General features: G+C 72.6%; 19 protein-coding genes. 6 read left to right on the forward strand and 13 right to left on the reverse strand.

Annotated elements, in window-relative coordinates:
* Positions 1-160 precede the first annotated feature (160 nt).
* From PLJ28_RS00005 to PLJ28_RS00020, 4 genes are all read right to left on the reverse strand, one after another.
* A complete protein-coding gene (locus PLJ28_RS00005) occupies positions 161-1,672 on the reverse strand; it encodes a GAF domain-containing protein (protein ID WP_183529635.1) in 1,512 nt (503 codons plus the stop codon).
* On the reverse strand, positions 1,669-2,100 hold the full coding sequence (locus tag PLJ28_RS00010) for a DUF779 domain-containing protein (RefSeq protein WP_183529637.1): 432 nt from the start codon (positions 2,098-2,100) through the stop codon (positions 1,669-1,671). The genes PLJ28_RS00005 and PLJ28_RS00010 overlap by 4 nt, the downstream gene beginning before the upstream one ends.
* A 179-nt stretch (positions 2,101-2,279) precedes the next feature.
* Entirely contained in the window at positions 2,280-2,774 is a 495-nt protein-coding gene (locus tag PLJ28_RS00015) for an SRPBCC family protein (RefSeq protein ID WP_298043564.1), read from the reverse strand.
* 103 nt (positions 2,775-2,877) lie between these two features.
* Positions 2,878-4,533, reverse strand: a complete 1,656-nt coding sequence (locus PLJ28_RS00020; protein WP_183529641.1) for a thiamine pyrophosphate-dependent enzyme — start codon at positions 4,531-4,533, stop codon at positions 2,878-2,880.
* A 284-nt stretch (positions 4,534-4,817) separates the two neighbouring features.
* On the opposite strand from PLJ28_RS00020, the gene PLJ28_RS00025 reads away from it, so the two are divergent.
* The gene (locus PLJ28_RS00025; protein WP_298043561.1) at positions 4,818-5,630 is read left to right on the forward strand and encodes a CGNR zinc finger domain-containing protein; all 813 of its coding nucleotides are present in this window, start codon (positions 4,818-4,820) and stop codon (positions 5,628-5,630) included.
* An 87-nt stretch (positions 5,631-5,717) separates the two neighbouring features.
* On the opposite strand, the gene PLJ28_RS00030 is transcribed toward PLJ28_RS00025, so the two are convergent.
* From PLJ28_RS00030 to PLJ28_RS00070, 9 genes are all read right to left on the reverse strand, one after another.
* Entirely contained in the window at positions 5,718-6,140 is a 423-nt protein-coding gene (locus PLJ28_RS00030; protein WP_183529645.1) for a hypothetical protein, read from the reverse strand.
* A 115-nt stretch (positions 6,141-6,255) separates the two neighbouring features.
* The gene (locus tag PLJ28_RS00035; RefSeq protein ID WP_298043557.1) at positions 6,256-6,846 is read right to left on the reverse strand and encodes a hypothetical protein; all 591 of its coding nucleotides are present in this window, start codon (positions 6,844-6,846) and stop codon (positions 6,256-6,258) included.
* A 52-nt stretch (positions 6,847-6,898) separates the two neighbouring features.
* Positions 6,899-8,293 (reverse strand): MATE family efflux transporter, encoded by a 1,395-nt coding sequence (locus tag PLJ28_RS00040; RefSeq protein ID WP_298043555.1) that lies wholly within the window; start codon positions 8,291-8,293, stop codon positions 6,899-6,901.
* 26 nt (positions 8,294-8,319) lie between these two features.
* The gene (locus PLJ28_RS00045; RefSeq protein WP_298043553.1) at positions 8,320-9,321 is read right to left on the reverse strand and encodes a CPBP family intramembrane glutamic endopeptidase; all 1,002 of its coding nucleotides are present in this window, start codon (positions 9,319-9,321) and stop codon (positions 8,320-8,322) included.
* Between the two features lie 30 nt (positions 9,322-9,351).
* Positions 9,352-10,479, reverse strand: coding sequence for a hypothetical protein (locus tag PLJ28_RS00050; protein WP_298043551.1), 1,128 nt, complete (start codon positions 10,477-10,479; stop codon positions 9,352-9,354).
* Positions 10,476-12,752, reverse strand: coding sequence for an ABC transporter ATP-binding protein (locus tag PLJ28_RS00055; RefSeq protein ID WP_298043549.1), 2,277 nt, complete (start codon positions 12,750-12,752; stop codon positions 10,476-10,478). Before PLJ28_RS00055 ends, PLJ28_RS00050 begins: the two co-directional genes overlap by 4 nt.
* Positions 12,749-14,506: an ABC transporter ATP-binding protein gene (locus tag PLJ28_RS00060; RefSeq protein ID WP_298043547.1), complete on the reverse strand. Its 1,758-nt coding sequence runs from the start codon at positions 14,504-14,506 to the stop codon at positions 12,749-12,751. Before PLJ28_RS00060 ends, PLJ28_RS00055 begins: the two co-directional genes overlap by 4 nt.
* Positions 14,507-14,773: 267 nt before the next feature.
* Entirely contained in the window at positions 14,774-15,625 is an 852-nt protein-coding gene (locus tag PLJ28_RS00065; RefSeq protein ID WP_324589793.1) for an MBL fold metallo-hydrolase, read from the reverse strand.
* Positions 15,626-15,676: 51 nt separating this feature from the next.
* Positions 15,677-16,624 (reverse strand): acyl-CoA thioesterase, encoded by a 948-nt coding sequence (locus PLJ28_RS00070; protein WP_183529659.1) that lies wholly within the window; start codon positions 16,622-16,624, stop codon positions 15,677-15,679.
* A gap of 136 nt (positions 16,625-16,760) precedes the next feature.
* On the opposite strand from PLJ28_RS00070, the gene PLJ28_RS00075 reads away from it, so the two are divergent.
* The 5 genes from PLJ28_RS00075 (at position 16,761) to PLJ28_RS00095 (ending at position 24,127) form a co-directional block, all read left to right on the forward strand.
* Positions 16,761-17,756: an acyl-CoA thioesterase gene (locus tag PLJ28_RS00075; protein ID WP_183529660.1), complete on the forward strand. Its 996-nt coding sequence runs from the start codon at positions 16,761-16,763 to the stop codon at positions 17,754-17,756.
* Positions 17,756-18,136: a HEAT repeat domain-containing protein gene (locus PLJ28_RS00080; RefSeq protein WP_183529661.1), complete on the forward strand. Its 381-nt coding sequence runs from the start codon at positions 17,756-17,758 to the stop codon at positions 18,134-18,136. Before PLJ28_RS00075 ends, PLJ28_RS00080 begins: the two co-directional genes overlap by 1 nt.
* Positions 18,137-18,167: 31 nt before the next feature.
* Positions 18,168-19,373: a methyltransferase domain-containing protein gene (locus tag PLJ28_RS00085; protein WP_298043541.1), complete on the forward strand. Its 1,206-nt coding sequence runs from the start codon at positions 18,168-18,170 to the stop codon at positions 19,371-19,373.
* A 195-nt stretch (positions 19,374-19,568) separates the two neighbouring features.
* Positions 19,569-22,991 carry an HAD-IA family hydrolase gene (locus PLJ28_RS00090; protein ID WP_183529665.1) on the forward strand — a complete coding sequence of 1,141 codons (3,423 nt, stop codon included), beginning with the start codon at positions 19,569-19,571 and terminating at the stop codon, positions 22,989-22,991.
* Positions 22,991-24,127: an NAD(P)H-dependent flavin oxidoreductase gene (locus PLJ28_RS00095; RefSeq protein WP_298043538.1), complete on the forward strand. Its 1,137-nt coding sequence runs from the start codon at positions 22,991-22,993 to the stop codon at positions 24,125-24,127. Before PLJ28_RS00090 ends, PLJ28_RS00095 begins: the two co-directional genes overlap by 1 nt.
* Positions 24,128-24,138 lie beyond the last annotated feature (11 nt).

Here is a 24,138-nt window from a genome sequence, read left to right on the forward strand (position 1 = left end):
CTCGGTGCCGGGGTTCGCGTAGACGGTGGTCTCGGGATCTGCGTAGACGGTCATGTCGACTCCTCGGGGATGGAACGGGCGCTACCCTGCGCTGACTGTGACGGTACTCACAGTGAGGTTGCATCCACGTTGCATCCGCGGGGGCGCGCCCCCCGGCCGGTCAGCCGCCTGCGGTGATCCGCTCGATCGTGCTCACGGCGAGCGCACGGCGCGGTGAGTCGGCCGGCAGCATGCGCAACGCCGTCGACCACAGGTCCAGGTCCCCGGCGGCCTCCGGACGCCCCAGGTACGCCCACAACTGCTCGAGGCCGGCGTCCTGCAGCACGGCCTCGCGCAGGTCCGCGTGCAGTTCCCGCCGGATCTCCACGATGCCGGGGGCCTCGGAGCGCGGCAGCACCATCCCGACGGCGCAGCGCAGGGCCGCGTCCAGGTCGCCGCGGCGCAGCGCGTCCCGGGCCAGGCCGGCGTCCGTGCGCAACGGCCCGCTGATGCGGTACGGGCGCGAGTCGAGCCCGATGCGACCGGCGTCCGGTGCATCCCCGGCCGGACCGGTCCCGGGGGCCGGGCCCGGGGTGGACGGGCCCGTGCCGCCCTCCGCGCATCCGGCCAGCATCCGGCGCAACCGGTGCAGCTCGGCCCGCAGGGTCACGTCCTGGCCGCGCCGGCCGTAGAGCATGTCCTCGAGCGCGGCCCCGTCCAGCCCGGGGGCGTGCCAGTCCAGCAGGGTGAGGATCTCCGCGTGCCGGCCGGACACCTCACGCAGGGCGGCGCCGTCCCGCCCCAACCGGGCCGGCAGCACCCCGGTGACCCGCAGCAGCAGGTCCCGGCCCGCGTCCCCGTGCGCGGGAGCACCCGGACCGGGGTCCACGCCGCCGGTGGAGGCAGTCCCGCCGGACGCGGCGGTTCGCGCCGTCGGGCCCGCTTCGCGCGCCGCACGGCCGGGCACGACGACGGTGGATCCGGCCGCCCGGCCGGCTCCCGTCCGCTGCCACGTCAGTTCGACCGCTGAGGCCGCGGCGGCCAGCAGCGGCAGGGCCAGCGGGGAGACGGCCTCGTCCCCGCCGGTCAGGTCCAGCACGCCGAGGATCGACCCGTCCGAGGGGTCCCGCAACGGCACCGCCGAGCAGCTCCAGGGGTGGACCACCGGGTGGAAGTGCTCGGCGCGGCTGACCTGCATGGGACGCCCGGTGGCCAGGGCGGCCCCGGGGGCGGAGGTGCCCACGGACGTCTCGGACCAGTCCGCTCCCGGCACGAAGCCCATCACCTCGGCGCGCCGGGCCGCGGCCGGGTCACCCTCCACCCAGAGCAGCTGGCCCGCGGCGTTGCCCAGGGCCACGATCAGTCCGGCGTCCGTCGCCGGCTGCACCAGCAGGCGGCGCACGACGGCCAGGACCCCCGCCAGGGGGTGCTCGCTGCGGGCGTGGCGCAGGTCGTCGTCGGCGAGCACCGCGGGCGCCGCCGAGGCGTCGATCCGGGCCCGGACGGCCAGGGACCGCCTCCAGGACTGGACCACGTCCTCCCGCAGCGGTCCGCCGTCCGGCAGCGGCAGGGCGGGGAGCCCGGGCGCGGACCCGGCGCCCACCGCCGTGGCACCGGCGGCCAGGGCCGCGAGCTCGTGGTGCGCCCGCTCCACGTGCCGCTGGTAGGAGGGCGCCGCGAGCCTGGGGATCACCGAGGATCCATCAGTCGCGAGCGGATGAGGAAGCGCTTGCCCTCGGGGGCCTCCACCGAGAACCCGGACCCCCGGCCGTCGACCACGTCCAGGGTCAGGTGGGTGTGCTTCCAGTACTCGAACTGCTCGCGGCTCATCCAGAAGGGCAGTTCGGTGCCGTCGGGCAGGTCGAAGGTGCCCAGCAGGATGTCGGCGTCACCGGTGCGGAAGTCACCGTCCGGGAAGCACATCGGCGAGGAGCCGTCGCAACACCCGCCGGACTGGTGGAACATCAACGGCCCGTGGACCCGCTGGAGGGCCTGCACCAGCTCCAGCGCGGCCCGGGTCATCCCGACGCGCGAGACCTGCTCACCGGGCACCTGGGGGCGGGCGTCGAGCACGGAGGGATGGCCGGCTCCACTCGGAGCCTCCGGGGACGCGGACGTCATCGCGGTCTCCTGGGGGTAGGGGATCCCCTCACCGTATCCTTAAACGTGACCCGCGTCACGATCAGTAGCCCGCGGGTGCGCACGGGGCCACCACCGGAGGACCGGCGGGACGGCCGCGACCCACCGCGTCCCCGCACCGGTATCCCGGGCCTGACCCGGGACGACCGGGACGGGGCCGCTCAGGCGGTCCGGGCCCGGGCGCGGCGCTCGGCCGCGGCGGCGATGTCCGCCAGGTCCTGGCCCATCGCCGTCCGGGAGACGGCCACCCCCAGGGGCGCCGTGAGGGCGCCCAGCAGCTTCCGCGCACGGCCGCCGTGCGCGTGCTCGCCCTGGAAGCGCATCACGAGCTGGGTCCTCGGAGAGGCATCGGCGCCTCCGGTGACCGGCCGCAGTTCGAACTCGGTGCGGTAGCGCATGCCGTGGGACTCGGCCCGCAGCTCGGTCCGGCGTCCGGGCTCGACGGCCGTGACGGTCATGTCCTCGGTGGCCTCCTGACCGAACATCACCCGGGACTCCCGCCAGCGGGTGCCGACCTGGTAACCGGTGTCCCCGGAGAGCCGTTCCACCCCGCGTACCCCGCCGAGCACCTGCGCGGTGCCCTCGAGGTCGGTCAGCACCTCCCAGACGGCGGCGGCGGGGGCGTTGACGTGGACGACGACGGACAGTGGCTTCATGGGGACGGACCTCGGTGGACGACAGGCGGAGCGGATGGGATCACCGTACCGCTCCGCCTGCCGTGCGCTGAACCGTTCCGGCCCAGGACTGAACCGTTCGGGTTCAGTACGCCTTGACGCGCTGCTCGACGATCAGGTGGATGAGGGCGAACCGGCCCTCGTCGTCGATGGCCTTGAGAGCGGCCTCCAGGGCGCCGGGCACCTCGGAGTCCTGCTCCACCCGCACGCCGAAGCCGCCGAAGGCCTCCGCGGCCTTGGCGAAATCGGGGTTCTTCAGCTGGGTGCCGGAGACGCGGCCCGGGTAGTCCCGCTCCTGGTGGGTGCGGATCGTGCCGTACTCCTGGTTGTCCATGACGATGATCAGCGGGGTGGCACCGTACTGGGCTGCGGTGGCCATCTCCTGGCCGTTCATCAGGAACTCGCCGTCCCCGGCGATGGTGACCACTCGGCGGCCCGGGTAGTTCAGGGACGCCGCCACGGCGGACGGCACCGAGTAGCCCATCGAGCCGTTGCGGGCCGAGATCATGGCCGCGTAGGAGTTGGTCGGGAAGTAGCGGTGCGCCCAGTTGGTGTGCTCACCGGCGCCCAGGGTGATCATGGCGTCCTCGGGCAGGGACTGCACCAGGTTGGCCATGAGGGTGTCCATGCGGGCCTGGCCCTCGGAGGGCTCGGCCGGCGGCAGGGCGGCGAACGCCTCCTGCTCGCAGCGCATCCGGGCGGTCCACTCCTTCCAGGAGTCCTTCACCTTGAGGTCCATGCGGACCAGGTCGCGCACGAACACGTCCGGCTTGGCCACGATCTGGTGGGAGACGGGGCCTGAGCGGCCGCGCAGGGACGGGTCGATGGTGACCAGGAAGTTCTTCTTGTCCCAGTGCTGGCGGATGGTGAAGCCGTCGGTGACGACGTCGCCCGGGACGGTGCCGACGAAGACGATGAGGTCGGTCTCCTCGAGCAGGTCATAGGTGGGCTTCGGGCGGCCGTAGCCGATCGGGCCCACGTAGGACGGCGAGTTGAAGGGCACGGTGCCCTCGGTGCGCCACTCGGCGGCGGCCGGGATGTGGTGCTCCTCCAGCCACGTGGTGAGCATCTCCGCGCCCTCGGTGGTCCAGTCGTTGCCGCCGGTGATGAACAGCGGCTTGTCCGCCTCCTGCAGTGCGTCGTGGAGCGACTTCCAGTCCTCGACGGTCATGCCGCCGGGGGCCACCGGGATGCAGGGGTGCAGCGTGGCGTCGACCTGCTCCTTGATGACGTCCTCGTGCAGGCCGACGATGACCGGGCCGGGACGGCCGGAGCTGGCGGCGAACATGGCCTCGGCGACGATCTCGGAGGCGCGGCTGGCGTGGTCGAGGGTCATCACGCGCTTGGCGCCGGACTCGAACCACATCTGCGGGTCGAACTCCTGGAACGCCTCCTTGCCGCGGTGCTCGAAGGGGATCAGGCCCACGAACAGCACCATCGCGGTGGAGTCCTGCCAGGCGGTGTGCAGGCCCACGTGGGCGTTCGCGGCACCGGGGCCGCGGGTGACCATGGCGATGCCCGGGACCGGGTTCATCTTGCCGTCGGCCTCGGCCATGTAGGCGGCCCCGCCCTCGTGGCGGCAGATCACGTTCTCGATGGAGGAGTTGTGCAGGCCGTCCAGCACGTCCAGGTAACTCTCCCCGGGCACCGAATAGACGCGCTTCACGCCGTGGGCCTCCAGCGTGTCCACGATGACGTGGCCGGCGGACTTGGTCTCGGACGTGTTCTGCTCAGTGCTCATCAAGGCTCCTTGGACTGTGTGCGGCGGCGGCACTGCCGCACCGCGACCCGGGTGTTCCCACGGGCGGGCCGGGGTGGACTCCGAGCAAAGATACCCCAGCGCACCGTACCGCCCGTCACCTGTGGCGGGATATGTCGTCAGTGGGCTGATGATCTCCCGGACCCGGCCCCGACCCGCCCCAACAGCCCCTCCGGACGGCCCCGGGCGGGCACCCTCCGCACCCCGCCGGCCACCGGCGGGGACGAATTCTGTCCTACAGGATCAACCGAAAGTACAGTGCTGAAATGTTCTCCCCCAACACCACGCGCCGTCTCACTCAGGCCGCAGCCCTTGCCAATACCGCCGCCGGTGACCACGGCGGCCAGACCCTTCCCGAACGACTCGACGAACAGCACCTGGCCGACATCCTCGCCGACGTGTCCCCCCACGCCGGCGAGGCCCGCCCCGCCGGCGCCGAGCCCTCCTCCAGCGCCACCCTGCGCTCGGTGCGCAAATTGCGGGCCGCCATCGCCGGCATCTGGCACGATGCCGCCGCCGAGGACGCCGGGGCCGCCCTGGCGGGCATCAACCACCTGCTCTCCGCCGCCGGCCCCGTGCAGCTGATCCTGCCCGGGGGGCCCGACGGCGAGAGGCCGGGCACCGCGGCCACGGCGCCGCACGCGGCGGGCGGGCCGGCGGCGGGTTCCCCGGCCCGGACCCCGGCGGTCCTGGACGCCGGACGCGAGGGCGATCCCGCGGAGAAGGAGCTGTCCACCGCCTTCGCACTGGCACTGACCGACGTGGCGCTGGCCGGGGAGCTCACCCGGCTGCGGACCTGTTCCGGGGAGGCGTGCGACAACGCCTTCGTGGACCTGACCCGCAATCGCTCCAAGCAGTTCTGCGATGAGGCCAACTGCGCCAACCGGGCCCATGTCCGTGCCTACCGGGCGCGCCGGGCGGCCGAGACGGGGGGCGAGGAGACCGGTGCGGTGTCCTCGGACCGGGCCGTGCAGCAGGACGCGGTCCGCGACAGGGCCCCGGACGGGGAGGGGACGAAGCCCGGCAAGAAGGCGAAGAAGGACAAGGGCAAGAAGAAGTCCAAGAAGCACAAGAAGTAGTGCGGGGACGCCGCGGGCACACCGCCGGGTGATGTCCGCGGCGTCGACGCCGGCCGGCGTCGGCCGCGGCGCGCAGGCGCGGAGGGCCTAACCGGCCCCGGGGCCCTCGTCGGAGGCGGCGCGACCGGCCGCCTCCTCGCGCCTGCGGCGCGCCTCGGCCTTGCGCCGGGCCACGGCCTGCTGGTGCAGTTCCTCCGAGGATCGGTGCACCCCGGAACCCTGGGACAGGTGCTCCGGGTTGTCCTTGGCGGCCAGCTGCAGCATGGCCACCACCACGAGGGACACGATGAAGAAGACGCCGAAGGCGATCAACCCGATGTCCACGCGCACCGGGTTGTCCGAGCCCCCGGAGGCGGTGAACATGGCGACCGCGCCGCCGATGACGGCCAGGGCGAAGGAGAAGACGAGCGGTCCCTTGATCGAGGCCAGGAACCCGGGCTTGCCCTCGTCCTTCCGGGCCCCGGACTGACGGGGGTCCCGGGACTGCGGGCCGGTGCTGGGCGTGCTCACGAACTGTTCTCCTGGTCTACGGGTTCCGGTACGGCGGCCGTGCGGGGCCGCGGCGCACCCGTCCATTCTACGGGGTGTAGAGAAACCTCTCGACCCAGGACCGGGAAACCGGCCCCTACCTGCGCGGGGCCCGGGGCTCGGCGGCCTCGCGGGCGGCCGGGCCGGCGTCGTGCCGGAAGCCGAAGCCGGAGATGGCCAGGAGCACGGCGATGACGATGGCCCCGCCGCCGACGATGCCGAGCATCCCGTGCGGGTCCAGGTGCAGGAAGATCAGCAGGCCGATGCCGGACAGGATGCCGACGCCGCCCGTGTAGAGCTGGTCGCGCGCGGGCACGAACTCCCTGCGGTACCGCGCCCAGGCCACCACCTCGGCGAGGCCGGACCCGATGAGCGCGACCGCGGCGATCAGGCCGGCGACGAACGCCGTGCCGGCGAAGAGCAGGGCGATCGCGCCGACCATGAACACGGCCGCGGCGATGGACAGCGGACCGCGCATGCCCGCGGGCACGGGCTCGCGGCGCAGGTACTCCCACAGCCCCGAGCCGGAGAACACGAAGTACGCGGCCAGGCCATACTTCAGCACGCCCAGACCCGGCTCCTGCAGGAAGATGGTGGTCAGGCCGAAGATCGCGGCGATGAGGGCGCGCACGAGGATCGGCTTCCACATGATCGCGGCGGTCTCGACGGGGGCTTTTGCGGCAGGCACCCGTCCATTCTAGGCCGGGTGCCGGAACGGGCCGGCCGTGGCCGGTCCGCCCTCACTGCTCGCCGGTGCGCATCCACGCGTCGGAACGCGCCCGCAGCCCGAGCGTCACGGCGCGGGCTCCCATGAAGACCCCCGCGAAACCGGCCCACAGCAGCGCGAGCTGGACGCCGGCACCGGGGGCCTGGCCACCCTGCGCCGCACCCGAGGCGAGCCACGCCAGTCCGGCGAGCGCGGGCAGGTACACCACCAGGTTCACGACGCCGACCAGGGCCAGGTAGCGGGCGTCGCCGGCCCCGATGAGCACGCCGTCCAGGACGAACACGAACCCGCTGACCGGCTGCGACGCCGCGAGCACCAGCAGGCCCGCGGTGGCCGCGGCCCGCACCGCCGGATCCGGCGTGAACAACGGCGGCAGCACCCAGGCCAGCACCGCCAGCAGCAGGCCGGTGACCAGCCCGAACCACAGGCTCCACCGGACCATGGTGCCGGTCAGGGCGCGCGCCTCGTCCCTGCGGCCGGCGCCCAGCTCCCGTCCGATGAGCGCCTGGGCGGCGATCGCCAGGGCGTCGAGGGCGAAGGCCAGGGTGGAGTAGACGGTGAACACGAGCTGGTGCGCGGCCAGCGTGGCCACGCCCAGTCCCGTGGCGGCCATGACGGTGGCCAGGATGGCCACCCGCAGGCTCGCGGTGCGCAACAGCAGCCAGGAGCCCACCTGCGCGGTCGCCCGCATACCCGCCCACGACGGCGCCAGGCCGGTCCCGGCGGCACGGAACCTGGGCAGCAGCACGGCCAGGTAGACGGCGAACATCCCCCACTGCACGATCGAGGTGCCCGCCGCGGACCCCGCCACGCCCAGTCCGAGGCCGTAGACCATGAGGAAGTTCAGCCCGATGTTGAGGCCGAAGCCCACCCCGGCCACGATCAGGGGCGTCCGGGTGTCCAGCAGTCCGCGCAGGATGCCGGTGGCGGCGAGCACGCCGAGCATGGCCGGGATACCCGGCATGGACCACTGCAGGTAGGCCACCGCGTGCTCCTGGACCGCCCCGTCCGCGCCGACCAGCCCGGCCAGCGGCGCGGCGGTGACCCAGCCGGCCACCGCCAGGGCGAGGCCGAGCAGCAGGGCCAGCCAGACGCCGTCGCGCCCGCGGTCCATGGCCGCGCGCCGGTTGCCCGCGCCCATGAAGCGGGACACCGCCGGGGTGGTCGAGTAGGCCAGGAAGATCATCAGCCCGGTCACGGTGTGCAGGATGGTGGTCCCCACCCCCACGCCGGCCAGTTGCGCCACGCCGAGGTGGCCGATGATCGCGGTGTCGGCGAGCAGGAACAGCGGCTCGGCCAGCAGGGCCCCGAAGGCAGGGACGGCCAGGGCGAGGATCTGCCGCGAGACCGGACGGGGGTCGCGCGGGGCCGCCCGGAGTCCGGGGCGCTCGGTGTCCCGGGTGGTCATGGGCCCTCGGCGGTGGTCATGGTCGCTCAGCTGACGAGCGGCAGCAGCGTGTAGGCCACCACGATCGAGACGAGGTTGTTGAACACGTGCAGGATCACCACGAACGCCAGTGACCTGCCCGTGAGGACGTAGGTCACGCAGATGGCCGCCGCCAGGGTCAGGTAGGGGACGACCTCCACGGGGTTGAACTGGAAGCCCGTGCTGATGAAGTGGATCATCGCGAACAGCACCATGGAGATCGCCACGCAGACCCAGACGTTGATGTACCGGGAGAGCTTGCCGATCATCAGGTGCCGGAAGATGTACTCCTCCACGAGGGGTGCCATCAGCACGGTCACCAGGAGCATGGGCAGGAAGTCGACCTGGGTGGTCATCTCCTCGATGGCCAGCTGGTTGGCGCTCTTGATCGGCTCGCCGGCCGCGAACACCACGAGGGCGTTGACCATGATGCACGCGAGCCAGACGCCCGGGATGAGGCCCGCCTTCAGCCAGCCCCGGTCCCGGAAGGTCTGGAAGGACCGCACGAACGGCCGCCAGCAGGCGATGAGCACCAGCGCGGAGAGCACTGCGTAGGAGATGAGGTTCACGGCGAAGGTGAACGAGGCCGTGTTGACGGTGCCGTCCGCGTCCGTGAACCGGTCCATGAACCCCGGGACCAGGGCCACGACCGCCGCGCCGCCCAGGATGAAGATCAGCACGTACGCCAGGACCGTGGCCAGGTCCATCCACGTGAAGGGTCCCGGGTCCAGCACGATCCGCTCGCGCTGTGCCCGTCCCGGCCAGCCCGGGGGGATGCCGCCCGGTCCGCCGTGGGCCGGCTGGACACCGGACGGGGCACCCGGGACGGAGAGGGCACCGGGGGCGGACGGAGCACCCGGCATCCCGGCGGTGCGGGGGCCGGATCCGGGGTGACCGTACCGTTGTCCCCGCTTCGGCCACCCGGGCGGGATGTCCTGCGCGGCGGACTGCGGGCCCGGCGGCGGGGCGGAGTGCTGGTACTGCGGTGCCTGCCGCGGGTCCTGGGTCATGAGGCCATGCTATCGGCGGGCCCCGGGAGGTCAGGCGCTGCCGCGGGTGAAGATCGCGGCACGGACGTCGTCGTCCTCCTCGAGCCCGGCCCCGAGCGCCGAGCCGATCGTGGCCAGCCCGCCCACGAACCAGGCGAGCTTGAGGTACTGGGGGAAGTGCGCGGGGTCTCCCGTGACCTCCGCGAACACGTCGGGGTCCACCAGCAGCAAGGCGCCGGCCAGGGCCGCCGCGAACAGACCCACGTGCAGCACCACCACCCCGATCAGCACGGAGGAGACCGTGGCGATGTTGAACACGGCGACCTGCTCACGTTCGGCGCGGCGCCGCGGCCTCTCCCACAGGTTCGCGCCCACCACGAGGGACACCGTCACGGACAGGACGGCCACGGCGCCCACGAGCGCCATCTGCAGCCCGTCGTACTCCGCCGAGAGCAGCCACAGGTCGGTGGTGATGAGGGTCAGCGCGCCGGTCGCCAGGGCCGCGGACAGCGAGCGGGACAGGCTCGCGGCGAGCAGCCACGGCCGGTTGGCCCGGATGGTGCCGAGGAGCAGCCGGGCGTTCGAGGACCCCACCCGCCAGGCGAACAGTCCACCGTTCTCGGCGCCGCGGTCCTCGACGTCCGTGGCCAGCTGGCGCGCCGCGTCCACGGCGGACCGCAGCTGCTGCGGCGAGGGACCACCCTCGTCCGGGTCCAGGCCGAGGATCCGTGCGACGACGTCACGCACGGCGTCCGCGACACCCACCCCCGCCAGGTCCAGGGACACGACCCCGGCTGAGTGCGCGGGGGAGACCTGCGCGGTCAGCGAGTGCCGGCCCTGCCGCAACGGCTCCTGGCACACGCCGACCGCCAGGTCCCAGTCCCGGTCGAGCATGCGGTCCCGCGTGGACTCGAGAAGGTCCAGCGAGTCCTCGTCCTCGGAATCCCCGAGGTGTCCCCGCTCCACCTGGACCTGCCACGACAACCCCGGGTAGGCGGCTGCCAGCCCGTCCTCGAGTTCCGCGGCCAGGGTTCCCTCCTGCGCCGGAGCGGACACGTCCGCCCGGATCAGCACGCCCAACCGGACGGTGGTCCCGGGACGGGCCGAGTCCGCGCCCGGGGCGCCCGGGGCGTCCGGGGCCCGGTGCGCCGAGGCCGCTTCCCCGTCCGGTGCCCTCACCGGTCGCGGATCCCGGACTCGTCCGGCTCGGGGTCCGTCACCACGGGTACGGGACCGGTCACCACGGGAACCGGCCCGGTCACCACGGGAACCGGACCGGTCACCACGGGAACCGGCCCGGTGCCGGCCGGGACCGTCCCCTCGCCGCTGACCGGGAGGGCGCCGGTGCCCGGCGAGAGCGCCTCCGTCTCGGCATCGAGGTCCACGCCCGCGGTGAACTGGGACATGTACAGCCGGTGGTAGGCGCCCCCGGCGGCGAGCAGCTGATCGTGGGAGCCCTGCTCCACGATGTCCCCGTGCTCCATCACCAGGATCACGTCCGCGTCGCGGATGGTGGACAGCCGGTGGGCGATGACGAACGAGGTCCGGTCGGTCCGCAGCGCCGCCATGGCCTCCTGGACCAGCACCTCGGTCCGGGTGTCCACGGACGAGGTGGCCTCGTCCAGGATCAGCAGGGCGGGATCGGCCAGGAAGGCGCGGGCGATCGTGATGAGCTGGCGCTCCCCGGCGGAGACGTTGGCGCCCTCGTCCTCGATGACCGTGTCGTAGCCGTCCGGCAGGGTGTGCACGAAGCGGTCCACGAACGTGGCCCGCGCCGCGGCCACGACCTCCTCGTCCGTGGCGTCCAGCCGCCCGTACCGGATGTTCTCCCGGATGGTCCCGCCGAACAGGACGGCGTCCTGCAGCACCATGCCCACCTGGCCGCGCAGCACGCTCCGCTGCAGGGAGCGGATGTCCACGCCGTCGAGGCGGATCGCGCCGGCGTCGATCTCGTAGAACCGCATGATGAGGTTCACCAGCGTGGTCTTCCCGGCACCGGTGGGCCCGACGATGGCGATGGTGTGGCCGGGCTCGGCGGTCAGGGACAGGTCCGTGATGAGCGGCTTCTCCGGGGTGTAGGAGAAGGACACGTGGTCGAACTCGATCCGCCCGAGCACCGGCCGGGCCAGGTCCGCCGGCCGGCGCCCGGCCGGGTCCAGGGTGCCCGCGCGTTCCTGGTCGGCCAGGTCCGGGTCCTGTTCCTCGGCGTCGAGCAGCTCGAAGATCCGCTCGGCGGAGGCCACGCCGGAGATGAGCATGTTGGACATGCCCGCCACCTGGCCCAGCGGCTGGTTGAACTCCCGCGAGTACTGGATGAACGCCGTGACGGCGCCGAGGGTCATCTGGCCCGTGGCCACCCGCAGACCGCCCACCACGGCGATGCCCACGTAGCCGAGGTAGTTCACCCACTGCATGATCGGCATGATCATCCCGGAGTAGAACTGCGCCCGGAACGAGGCCTCGTAGAGCTCCTCGTTGCGCTCGTCGAAGCGGGCGCCCATGTCCTGCTGGCGGCCGAACGCCGTCACCAGCTCGTGCCCCGTGAAGGACTCCTCGATGTGGCCGTTGAGCCGGCCGGTGTTCTTCCACTGCGCGGTGAACAGCTTCTGCGACTTCGACCCGATGATTCCCACCACCACGCCGGACAACGGGAGCGCGACCAACGCGATGAGCGCCAGCTGCCAGGACAGCCAGAACATCATGATGACGATGCCGATGATCGTCAGCGCCGAGTAGACCAGGGTGGCGAACGCCTGCTGCATGGCCTGCTGGACATTGTCCACGTCATTGGTCGTCCGGGACAGCAGGTCACCGCGCTGCCGGGTGTCGAAGTAGCTCAGCGGCAGGCGGTTGACCTTGGCCTCGATGTCCTGGCGCAACCGGTAGACCACGCGCATGACGATGTCATTCAGGACCCGCCCCTGCAGCCACATGAACAGCTGGGCCACCACGTACATGCCGAGCACGATGAGGATGAGCCGGGCCAGTTCCGCGAAGTCGATGCCCTGGCCGGGCACGAAGTCCATCCCGGACAGCATGTCCGCCGCCTGGGCCTGGCCAGTGGCGCGCAGCCCGTCGATGACCTGTTCGGCGGTCATGCCGGCCGGCATCTGGGCTGAGACCAGGCCACCGAAGATCACGTTCATCGCGTCGCCGAGGATGGCGGGGGCCCAGACGTTGAAGACCACGGCCACGACGACCAGCACCACGACCAGCGTCATGCCGGTCCGCTCGGGCCCGAAGGTGGCGAACAGGCGCTTGGCCGAGGGCCAGAACGCCTTGGCCCTGCGGGGAGCCGAGGTGCCGCCCCACTCGTCGGGTCCCACGCTGTCCTGCAGCTCGGCGATCTCCTCGTCCGTGATCGCGCCGGCGTCGTCGGCACCCTGCCCCCGGCGGTCCGTCGCGCGCAGGGCCCTCCGGCCCCTCTTCCGGTTCGCTCGGTCCGCGCTCATGCCACTTCCTCCGCACTGATCTGGGAGTCCACGATCTCCCGGTAGGTCTCCGACGTCGCGAGCAGTTCCTCATGGGTGCCGCGGCCGACGATCCGGCCCTCGTCCAGGACCAGGATCTGGTCGGCGTCGGTGATGGTGGAGACGCGCTGGGCCACGATGATCGTGGTGGCCCCCCGGGTGTACCCGGTCAGGGCCTGGCGCAGCCGGGCGTCGGTCGTGACGTCGAGCGCCGAGAACGAGTCGTCGAACACGTAGACCCGGGGCCGGGCCACGAGCGCCCGGGCGATGCACAGGCGCTGGCGCTGGCCCCCGGAGACGTTGGTGCCGCCCTGGGAGATGGCGGAGTCCAGTCCGGTGCGGGCCGCCTCCCCCTCCCCCGTCGTGCGGTCCCGGACGAATTCCGTGGCCTGGGCCGTGTCCAGGGCCGCCCACAGCTCGGCGTCCGTGGCGTCTGGGTTGCCGAACCGGAGGTTGTCCGCCACGGACCCGGAGAACAGGAACGGCTTCTGGGGGACCAGCCCCACGGCCGCTGTGAGCGAGGCCCTGGCCTGCTCGGTCACCGGCACCCCGTCGATGAGGACCTCTCCGCCGGTGGCGTCGTAGAGCCGGGGGATGAGGTTCACCAGCGTCGACTTGCCCGAGCCGGTGGAGCCGATGATCGCGGTCGTGCGGCCCGGCTCTGCGATGAAGGAGATGCCGTCCAGCACGGGCGACTCCGCACCCGGGTAGGCGAAGCGGACATCGCGCAGTTCCACCCGGCCCTCCTGGCGCTCGGGCACCCTGGGGGCGACCGGTTCCCGGAGCGAGCCGGAGGTGGACAGCACCTCACCGATCCGCCGGGCACAGACGACGGCCCGCGGGAGCATCATGAACATGAAGGTGCCCATCATGACGGCCATGAGGATCTGCAGGAGGTACTGCATGAACGCGGTCAGGGCGCCGACCTCCACGAGTCCCTGGTCCACGCGCAGGCCGCCGAACCAGAGCACGGCGGCGGTGGCCAGGTGCAGGACCATGGTGATGACCGGGCCCATCAGGACGAACAGCCGGCCGATCCGGACCGAGGTGTCCGTCAGCGCGGCGTTGGCGTCCGTGAACCGCTGGGCCTCGTGGCGTTCCCGGACGAAGGCGCGGACCACGCGGATGCCCATGATCTGTTCGCGCATCACGCCGTTCACGCCGTCGATGTTGTCCTGCATCCGCTCGAACAACGGCATGAGGGTGCGCACGAGCAGGCCGACGATGACCAGCAGGAGGGGAACCGAGACCCACACGAGCCAGGACAGGCCGGGATCCTCCTGGATCGCCATGATGATGCCGCCGATGGACATGATCGGGACCATGACCATGAAGTTCAGCGCCATGAGCACGACCATCTGCACCTGCTGGACGTCGTTCGTGCCGCGGGTGATGAGGGTGGGCGCACCGAAGCGTCCGACCTCCTCGGCGGAGAACCCGTCCACCTGGGAGTACACGGCCTTGCGGACGTCCCGGCCGAGGGCCATCGCCACGCGGGCGCCGAACCAGACGGCGGCGATCGCCGTGGCCACCTGGACGATGGCGACGCCGAGCATCACCGCCCCGGTCCGCCAGATGTAGCCGGTATCGCCCCGGGCGATGCCGTCGTCGATGATGTCGGCGTTCAGGCTCGGCAGGTACAGCGTGGCCAGGGTGGCGGCCAGTTGCAGCACCAGGACCGCTACGACGGAGCGCCAGTAGGGCCTGCCGTAGTGCCGGACGAGTTTCCAGAGCACGGTTCACTCCCGGGTCATAGAGGGGTCCGCGAAGGATCCGCTTCGACGGACGAGGGTGGCGGGGACCGTGACGGGACCCCGTGACCGCGCGCCAGGGCCGTGCCGGGGTGGCGGGAGGTCGGGGACCGGAATGGTCCGTGGTCCATCATGCCCTACCCGGTTCGCCACCGGGGCCGGCGCGGGCCCGCCGGGAGGGATCCCGCAGGATCGGAATCACCCGGCCGCAGGGGCGCGGGGTGCGCGCCGCGGCCCCGGGCGGGGAGGGGATCAGGTCAGGTGGTCGCAGCGTCCCTCTGCCCAGTCCGCGTGGCGCCGCGCGGAGCGGTGCACCACGGCGCGGGCCTCCGCGGTGATGCAGCCGGTGAAGTTGTCGTAGAGCCGGTCGTAGTCGTACCGGTCCAGGTGGTCGGCGATCCGCAGCGCCACCCGCCCGGACAGGGGCAGGTAGTTCGGGAAGGACCGCATGAACGTGGTCCAGGCCCGGTCCCGCGCCACGCCCACGGTGTCCCCGGCCAGCAGCACCCCCCGCCCGTCCTCAGCGGTGTAGTGCACCACCACGCTGCCCGGGAAGTGGCCACCGGGCTGGGAGGCCGTGACCCCGGGCAGGGGCTCGATCGTCCCGGACCACAGCTCGAGGTTCCCCGGCCGCCGGGCCAGCCACGCGGCGTCGGGCGCGGAGACGTAGACCGGCACGCCGTCGAACGCCTCGGACCAGTCCGACTGGACCCCGTACATGTGCGGGTGGGAGGCGATGATCCCGGCCAGCCCGCCGAGGCCGGCCACCGCGTCCACGGCCGCCCGGTCGATGTGGGCGGGGACGTCCACCAGGAGGTTCCCGGCCGGCGTCGTCAGCAGCTTGGCATGCTGACCGATCCCGGCCCCGCCGCGCACCGGCAGCGCCCAGAGTCCCGGCTCCAGCGGGGCCGGCTGCACGCGGGCACCGCCGGCGCGCAGGGCGCCCACGGTCGTCCAGCGCTGGCCGTCGGCCGGGACCCACTGGCGGTCGTCGGCGCAGATCGCGCACGTCCCGGGCAGGGCGTCCGGGTCGTGTTCCACCCCGCAGGTGGTGCACAGGACGGTCCGGTCCCACGGCTGGTCAGGTGTCGGCTGGGTGTCCATGGTCAGTGCAGTGTAGGCAACGCGCCGCGGGACGGGACAGGCCCCGGGGCGTCAGCCCCCGGCCCACTCGTGGGAGGCCTTGTTGCGCAGGCCGACCAGTTCCAGCGCCCTGCGCTCCAGGGACTGGTCCTGTTCGGTCACCGCGCGCCACTGCTTGACCGGCACGGCCTTGCCGTTGGTCCCGGTCGAGACCATCACGGTGAGCCCGTGGGCGATCAGCTTGGGCTCGCGCTCGCGGCGGTCCCCGGCCCGGGCGCGGATGGAGACGTGCATGGAGCGTGCCGAGGTGTGGACCAGGCGGGCCTCGATCTCCACCAGGTCCCCCACCCGCACCGGCTGGTAGAAGCGGACGCCGCCGGCGAAGACCGCCACGACCGGCAGTCCGGACCAGCGGGAGGCGCAGACGTTGGCGGCCTCGTCGATCCAGCGCATCACGGCACCGGCCTGGACCTTCTCCCCGGGGTAGACCTCCCGGGTGTTGGCCACGAAGCGCAACACCACGGTCTCGGCGGTCAGCTCCCCCTCCGGGGGCGGGGCGGAGACCATGGCCTCCTCCACCTCACGGCGGATGGTGCCGCGGACCCTGGCCAGCCGCGCGCGCTCCAGCTCCTCCGGGGTGCTCGGTTCCCACGGACGGACGGGCACCGGCCCACCGGCGTCGTCCACGGCCACGTAGACCATGACGCACTCGGTGCACACCACGGCCTTGCCGTGCTGGTCCCGGGTGTCCGGCAGGACCACACGGGTCTGCACGTGCACCGAGGTCCGGCCCGTGTACACCACGCGGGCCTCGACGATCACGCGGGTCTCCACGGGCACCGGGTTGGCGAAGTGCATGTTCCCCACGTAGGAGCCCACCACGTCACCACCGGACCAGCTGGCGGCCGCGGCGTAGGCCGTCTTGTCGATCCAGGTCATCACGGTTCCGGCGTCGACCGAGCCGTCCGGGTGGTCATAGGCCTCGGCACGGAACTGGAGGGCGACGGAACTTCGGGGCATGACACGAAACTAGCACCCGTGACATACGCCACGTTGCCGCCATTCTCACCCAGCGGAACCGGAGGCAGGTGTGCGGGGCGGGCCGGCGGGCATTCACGTTCGGCCGGACACGGCGCTCCACGGCAGAATGGAGGTCATGGAGACCGCCCCGCATCCGGCCGCACCCGTCGGCGAGCGCCGGCACGAGATGACCCTGCGCTTCCTGGCCGCCCCCACGGACCGGGGCCACGCCGGGACGGTGGACGCCGGACGGGTCCTGGAGTGGATCGACAAGGCCGCGTTCGCCGCGGCCACCGCGTGGTCCGGTTCCTACTGCGTGACGGCCTACGTGGGGAACATCCATTTCCACGATCCGGTGCAGGTCGGCGAGATGGTCGAGATCACCGCCACCGTGCTCTACACCGGCCGCAGCTCGATGCACATCAACACCATGGTCCGCTCCGGGGACCCGAAGACCGGGCACCTCGAGGAACGCGCCCGCTGCCTCGTGATCTTCGTGGCGGTGGACGGTGCCGGACACTCCACCCCGGTCCCGGAGTTCGTGCCCCGCACGCTGGAACAGCAGCTCGCCCGGGACTACGCCGTCTCCCGCATCCCGGTCCGGGACGAGATCGGCGCCGAGCTGAAGAAGCAGACGTACACGGACGCCGGGACGGCCGAGAAGGTGGTCCTGCGCTTCCTGGCCGTGCCCACGGACGTCAACTGGGGTGGCAAGGTCCACGGCGGGATCGTCATGGAGTGGATCGACCAGGCCGCCTACCTATGTTCCTCCCGGTACTGCGGGCGGGACACCGTGGCGGTGTTCTCCGGGGGCATCCGCTTCCTGCAGCCCCTGCACATCGGGGACCTCGTGGAGGTGGAGGCACGCCTGATCTACACGGGCAACAAGGGCATGCACATCGCCGTGGAGGTCCGCTCCGGGGATCCCAAGGGCACCGAACTGCACCTGACCACCAATTGCATCACCGTGATGGTGGCCCGTGACGACGAGGGCACCTCCGTGCCCGTGACCCCCTGGGTGCCCGTCACCGAGGAGGACCGTCGCCTGTGGCAGCACGCCCGTGACCTGCTGGCCATCCGCGGCCGGGCCCCGGGCAACCGGCTGCCCAACCATCTCCTGGAGGAGGACTGATGGACACCCGAGACTGGGACGTGAACCTGCCGGGTGCACGGGACCTGCCCGCGCGCGCCCCGGCCCGGCCCGCCGCCGTGCTGGCGGGACTGGACAGCGACGACCGGCAGGTCCGTGAGGCGAGCTGCCGGGTGGCCGCCGCGCAGGGCATCACCGAGGCCGCCGGCCCGCTCGAGCGGCTGCTCGCCGACCCGGACCCGCGCGTGCGCAGCGCCGCCGCCCAGGCCCTCGGGGCGGTGGGCCGGGAGAGTGCCGCCCGGGCCCTGAACGGACTGCTCATGGACCCGGACTCCGTGCTGGCCTCCGCCGCGGAGGACGCCCTGGTGCAGATCGCGGACCGCCTGGACCGTCCCGACCTGCGCCCGCGCACCGAGTACTGAGGCCTCCCACCCCGGTACCCTTGGGGGCACCATGCAATGCCCCCACTTCGACGCCGGCGAGTGCCGGTCCTGCCCGCTGATGGGCGTTCCCTACCCCCGGCAACTGGCGGACAAGCAGGCCGGGGTGCGGGCCCTGCTGGACCCGGTGGCCGGGACCGAGGCCCCGGACGGCACGGACCTCTGGCTGGACCCGGTCGCCTCGGCCGAGTCGGGTTTCCGCAACAAGGCCAAGATGGTCGTCACGGGCACCGCCGCCCGCCCACGGCTGGGCATCCTGGACCCCCGCCAGCACCCGAGGCACCACGACGGCCGGGGGGTGGACCTGCGCGACTGCGGACTCTACGAACCCGCCCTCGGCGCCACCTTCCCGCACCTGGCCGCCGTCATCACCGCCGCCGGGCTCACCCCCTACGACGTGGGGTCCCGCAGCGGCGAGCTCAAGCACGTCATCACCACCCTCTCCCCGGACGGCGGGCTGATGATCCGCTTCGTGCTGCGCTCCACGGACCAGCTCCCGGCCCTGCGCCGCGCCATCCCCGCACTGCTCAGGGCCCTGCCGCACGCCGAGGTGGTCACCGCCAACATCCTCCCGCAGCACCAGGCGCTGCTCGAGGGCGAGGAGGAGATCCACCTGGCCGGGGACCAGACCCTGACCATGCGCCTGAACGGCGTCCCGCTGCACCTGCGCCCACAGGGCTTCTTCCAGACCAACACGGCCGTGGCCGCCCGCCTCTACGCCGAGGCCTCCGCCTGGCTGGACACCACGGACGCCGCCAGCGTGTGGGACCTGTACTGCGGCGTGGGCGGTTTCGGCTTCCAGCTCGCCGAGGTCCGGCACGGCGACGGCCCGCTGCCCGCAGGCGCCCCGCGGCAGGTGTGGGGCCTGGAGACCAGCGCGGACGCCGTCGCCGCCGCCCGGATGACCGCCGGGGAACTGGGGGTCCAGGACCGGGTGCGCTTCGCCGTCGGGGACGCCACGGACCCGGCACACCGGCCGGACGGGCTGCCGGACGCCGTGGTGGTCAATCCGCCCCGGCGCGGCATCGGCGAGGACCTGGCCGGCTGGCTGGAGACCTCGGGCGTCCCCCACGTGCTGTACTCCAGCTGCAACGCGACCACGCTCGCGAGGGACCTGGCGCGGATGCCCGGACACGTCCCGGTCCGGGCCCGGTTGCTGGACATGTTCCCGCAGACCGGACACTACGAGGTGCTCGTGCAGTTGCGGCGGCGGGACTGACCCGCCGCGCCGCCCGCCCGGCCGCGCCCCCCGGATCCGGTGATCGCACCCACCGGCCCCGGTGATTCCGGCCACCCTTTCACCGGCAGCCCACCGCGCCGCAAGGTCCCGTCGCTAGCATGACCCGCAAGGCTCCCCCGCGGGCCATCCGTCCACACGACCGTCCGAGGACCATCCGAGGAACAGGAAGACCGCATGCACCCCCTGACCAAGCCCGTCACCCTGACCGGGCCGGCCCGACGTCACACGCTCCGCCACTTCCGGGCCGTGATCTTCGACATGGACGGCGTGGTCACGGACACCGCCGGGGTGCATGCCCAGGCGTGGAAGGACCTGTTCGACTCCTCCATCAGTGCGGTGGGGGCGCTGCCGCAGAACATCGCCGCGGTGCAGGCCGACCCGGCCTGCCTGCGTCCCTTCGACGCCGCGAGCGACTACCTCGCCCACGTGGACGGCAGGCCCCGCGAGGACGGGGTCCGCTCGTTCTTCGCCTCGCGCGGCCTGGTCGTCCCGGAGGCCGCCGGGCTCCTCGGCCCGGACGGTGAGCCGGTCCCCGTGGCACCGGCGGCGGGCCCGACGGCGGCGCCCGGCCGGGACGGGCACCTCACCGTCCAGGCCCTCGCGGCGAAGAAGCAGGGCTTCTTCGAGGCCGTGCTGGCCCGGGACGGTGTCCGGGTCTTCCCCGAGGCCCTCGAGCTGCTCACGCGACTGCGCTACGAGGCGGTGCCCACCGCGCTGGTGACCTCCTCCCGGAACTCGACGCCGGTGCTCAGCGCCGGACACGTCCAGCGGCTGTTCGACGTGGTGGTGGACGGCAACACGGCGCTCGAGCTGGGACTGCCCGGCAAGCCGGACCCGGCCATGTTCCACCTCGCGGCCCAGGAGCTCGGGGTCGAGCCCGCTGACGCGATCGTGCTCGAGGACGCCGCCTCCGGGGTCCAGGCGGCACGTGACGGTGGCTTCGGGCTGGTGGTCGGCGTGGACCGGGCGCAGGATCCCGGGCGCCTCAAGCAGGCCGGGGCCGACGTCGTGGTGGAGGACTTCACCGAGCTGCAGCTGGACCAGCGCACCACCCGCCCGTTCGACCCGGCCTGGGTGCTCGCCTACGACGACTACGACCCGGCCGAGGAGGGCACCCGGGAGGCGCTGTGCACCCTGGCCAACGGCTACTGGGGCACCCGCGGGTCCGTCCCCGGCACCACCGCCGACGCCCTCCACTACCCGGGCACCTACCTGGCCGGGATCTTCAACCGGCTGGAGTCCACGGTCCAGGGCCGCACGGTGGAGACCGAGCACATGGTCAACAGCCCGGACTGGACCTACATGCGGGTGACCCTGCCCGGCGGGGACGAGCTGCTGCCGGGCAACCCGGACATGATCTCGTACCGCCAGGAGCTGGACCTGCGCCGGGGCCTGCTGTCCCGCACCTCCCGGTTCCGGGACCGGCACGGACGCACCACGCGCGTGACCACCCGGCAGTTCCAGTCCTTCGCCGGTCACCACCTGGCGGCCCTGGAACTGACGGTGGAGGCGGAGGACTGGTCCGGCCACGCCACGGTCCGGTCGATGGTCGACGGCCGGGTGGCCAACCAGAACGTGCCCGATGACCGCGGGCTGTCCGCCCACCACTGGGAGCCGGTGCAGTCCCGCGAACTGGACGGCGAGACCGTGCTGCTCGAGACCGTGACCACCCAGTCCCGCGTGCACGTGGCCATGGCCGCCCGCACCCGCTTCCAGTCCCCCGCGGACGCCGCGGAGCCCCTCCGGACCCCTGTCGAGCTCGGCCCGATGGTGGCCGGCCACGACATCGAGATCGAACTGGCCGAGGGCGTGCCGGTGATGTTCGACAAGATCGTGGCCGCGTCCAACACGCATGACCACGCCGTCTCCACCGTGTGGCACAACGCGGCCAAGCGGATCGAGCGGACCGGCTCCTTCCGCCAGCTGCTGACCTACCACGAGGAGATGTGGGGCATCAACTGGAACCGCTTCGCCGTGAAGCTGGAACCGATCCAGGAGCAGCCCGAGATCATGCCCGAGGCCTTCAGCGGCCTGTACGGGTTCCTGGGCGCCAACCAGCGCCACCAGCTGGCCCTGAACCTGCACACCTTCCACGTGCTGCAGACCTCCTTCGGCTCCCGCCGGGACCTGGACGCCGGGCTCGGCGCCCGGGGCCTGCACGGCGAGGGCTACCGGGGCCACGTCTTCTGGGACGAGATCTTCGTCTACCCGATGCTCACCCTGCGCCGTCCCGAGCTGACGCGCGGACTGCTGATGTACCGCTACCGGCGCCTGGGCGAGGCCCGGGCCAACGCCCGCGCGGAGGGTTTCCAGGGCGCCATGTTCCCCTGGCAGTCCGGCTCGGACGGGCGGGAGGAGACGCCCACCGAGCTGTGGAACCCGCGGTCCAGGATGTGGATGCCGGACAATTCGCACAACCAGCGCCACGTCTCCCTCGCGGTGGCGTACTCGGTCCTGCGCTACATCGAGGCCACGCGGGACCACACCTTCATCTCCGACTACGGGGCGGAGATGCTGGTGGAGATCAGCCGCTTCTTCGTCTCCATGACCCACTACAACGAGGAACGGGGGCAGTACGAGCTCCACGGGGTGATGGGCCCGGACGAGTACCACGACGGCTACCCGGGCACCCCCGGTTCGGGACTGCGGAACAACGCCTACACGAACGTGCTGCTGTCCTGGGTGCTCTCCGAGACGGTGCGCCTGGTGCGGTGGCTGGACGGTCTGGACGACCCGCTGACCGAGTGGCTGGACGTGTTCCAGGACGAGCTGGACCTGTGGGAGCAGATCAGCCTGAGACTGCGGGTGCCCTTCCAGGAGGGCGGGGTGATGAGCCAGTTCGACGGCTACGAGGACCTCGAGGAGTTCGACTGGGACCACTACCGGGACACGTACGGCAACATCGGCCGGCTGGACCTGATCCTGCAGGCCGAGGGCGACTCGACCAACCGGTACAAGCTCTCCAAGCAGGCGGACGTGCTCATGCTCGCCTACCTGTTCTCCTCCGAGGAGCTCCAGGACATCCTGCACCGGATGGGCTACCACTTCACCTCGGAGGAGTTCTCCGCCACGGTCGAGTACTACCTGGCCCGCACCTCGCACGGTTCCACGCTCTCCCGCCTGGTGCACGGCTGGGTGGCCGCCCGCACCGACCGCTCCAGTTCCTGGCGGTTGTTCGCGGAGGCCCTCGAGGCGGACCTGTCCGACACGCAGGGCGGCACCACCCGGGAGGGCATCCACCTGGGCGCGATGGCCGGCACCGTGGACATGGTGATCCGGTGCTACGCCGGGGTGGAGACCCGTTCGGACACCCTCTGGCTGCACCCCCTGTTGCCGCTGGAGGCCTCGGGCGTGCAGTTCACCATCCGCTACCGCAAGCAGCCGTTGAGCGTGCGCATCACGCAGTACTGCATCACGCTGGAGCTGCTGGAGGGGTCGGCGCGGCCGATCAACCTCAACGTGGAGGGCCGGGAGAAGACCATGCACCCGGGCGAGAAGTGGACTGTGCCGCTGCTGAACCGGCACCCGTCCCTGACCGCCTCGGTGGACCCGATGGCCTGCGTCTCCCCGGACGCCAACCGGCTCGGGATCCTCTGATGAGCGGTGTCGGCTCCCTGGTGGGCGACCGGGCCGTCGTCGCCGCGCCCATGGCCGGCGGCCCGTCCACGTGGCAGCTCGCCGCCGCCGTGACCCGCGCGGGCGGGATCGGCTTCCTCGCGGCGGGGATGCGTCCGGTCGATCGGCTCGTGCAGGACGTGGCCAGCACCCGTGGCGCCCTGGAGGGCACGGAGCACGCGGTCTTCGGGGTCAACCTCTTCGTCCCCGAACCGGCGAACACGGCGGTCCCCGGGGACCGGAGGGCACCCGGTTCTCCGGCCCGGCGCCGGCGCGCGGAGTCGGTGCGCCGATACCGGTCCGGCCTGCTCGCCGAGGCCCGGCGCCTGGGCGTGGAGCTGCCGGGCCCGGAGGTCCTCGACCCGGACGCGATGGACGGCTGGGAGGCCAAGCTCGAGGCGGCCGAGGCCGGTGCCTGGCCGCTGGTGACCTTCACCTTCGGCCTGCCCGCGGCGTCCGTGTTCGACCGCCTGCACGCCGCCGGATCGGTGCTGGGGGTGACCGTGACCAGTGCCGCCGAGGCGGTCCGCGCCCTCGACCACGGGGCGGACGTGCTCTGCGTCCAGGGCCCGGAGGCCGGTGGCCACCGTTCGGTGCACGACCCCGCCGCCACCCCCGGCACCACGCCCCTGATGACCCTGCTCGCCGAGGTGCGGGCCGCCGTCGGGACCGGGACCGCACGGGACGTCCCGCTGTGGGCGGCCGGCGGGATCATGGATGCCGCCGGCGTGGGCGGGGTCCTGGACGCGGGCGCGACGGCGGCGCAGTGCGGCACCGCGTTCCTGCTCGCCCAGGAGGCGGGGACCTCCCCGCTGCAGCGCACCGCCCTGGAGCGGACGGCGTCCGGAACGGGCTTCGCGCACCCGGACGGCTCGGCGCGGACCGCGCTGACCCGCGCCTATTCCGGGCGCTGGGCCCGGGGACTGGACAACCGGTTCATGCGCGAGCACGCGGACGCCCCGGCCGCCTACCCGGAGGTCAACGTCCTCACCGGGCCGCTGCGCCAGGCGGCCACCGCGGCCGGGGACGCGGAGTCGGTGAGCCTGTGGGCCGGCGTCGGGGCCGCGGCCGTGCGTGCCGCCCCGGCCGCGGAGATCGTCCGGCACCTGACGCCCTGACCCGGGGTTCA

This window comes from Citricoccus sp., assembly GCF_035445025.1.
GTDB lineage: Bacteria > Actinomycetota > Actinomycetes > Actinomycetales > Micrococcaceae > Citricoccus.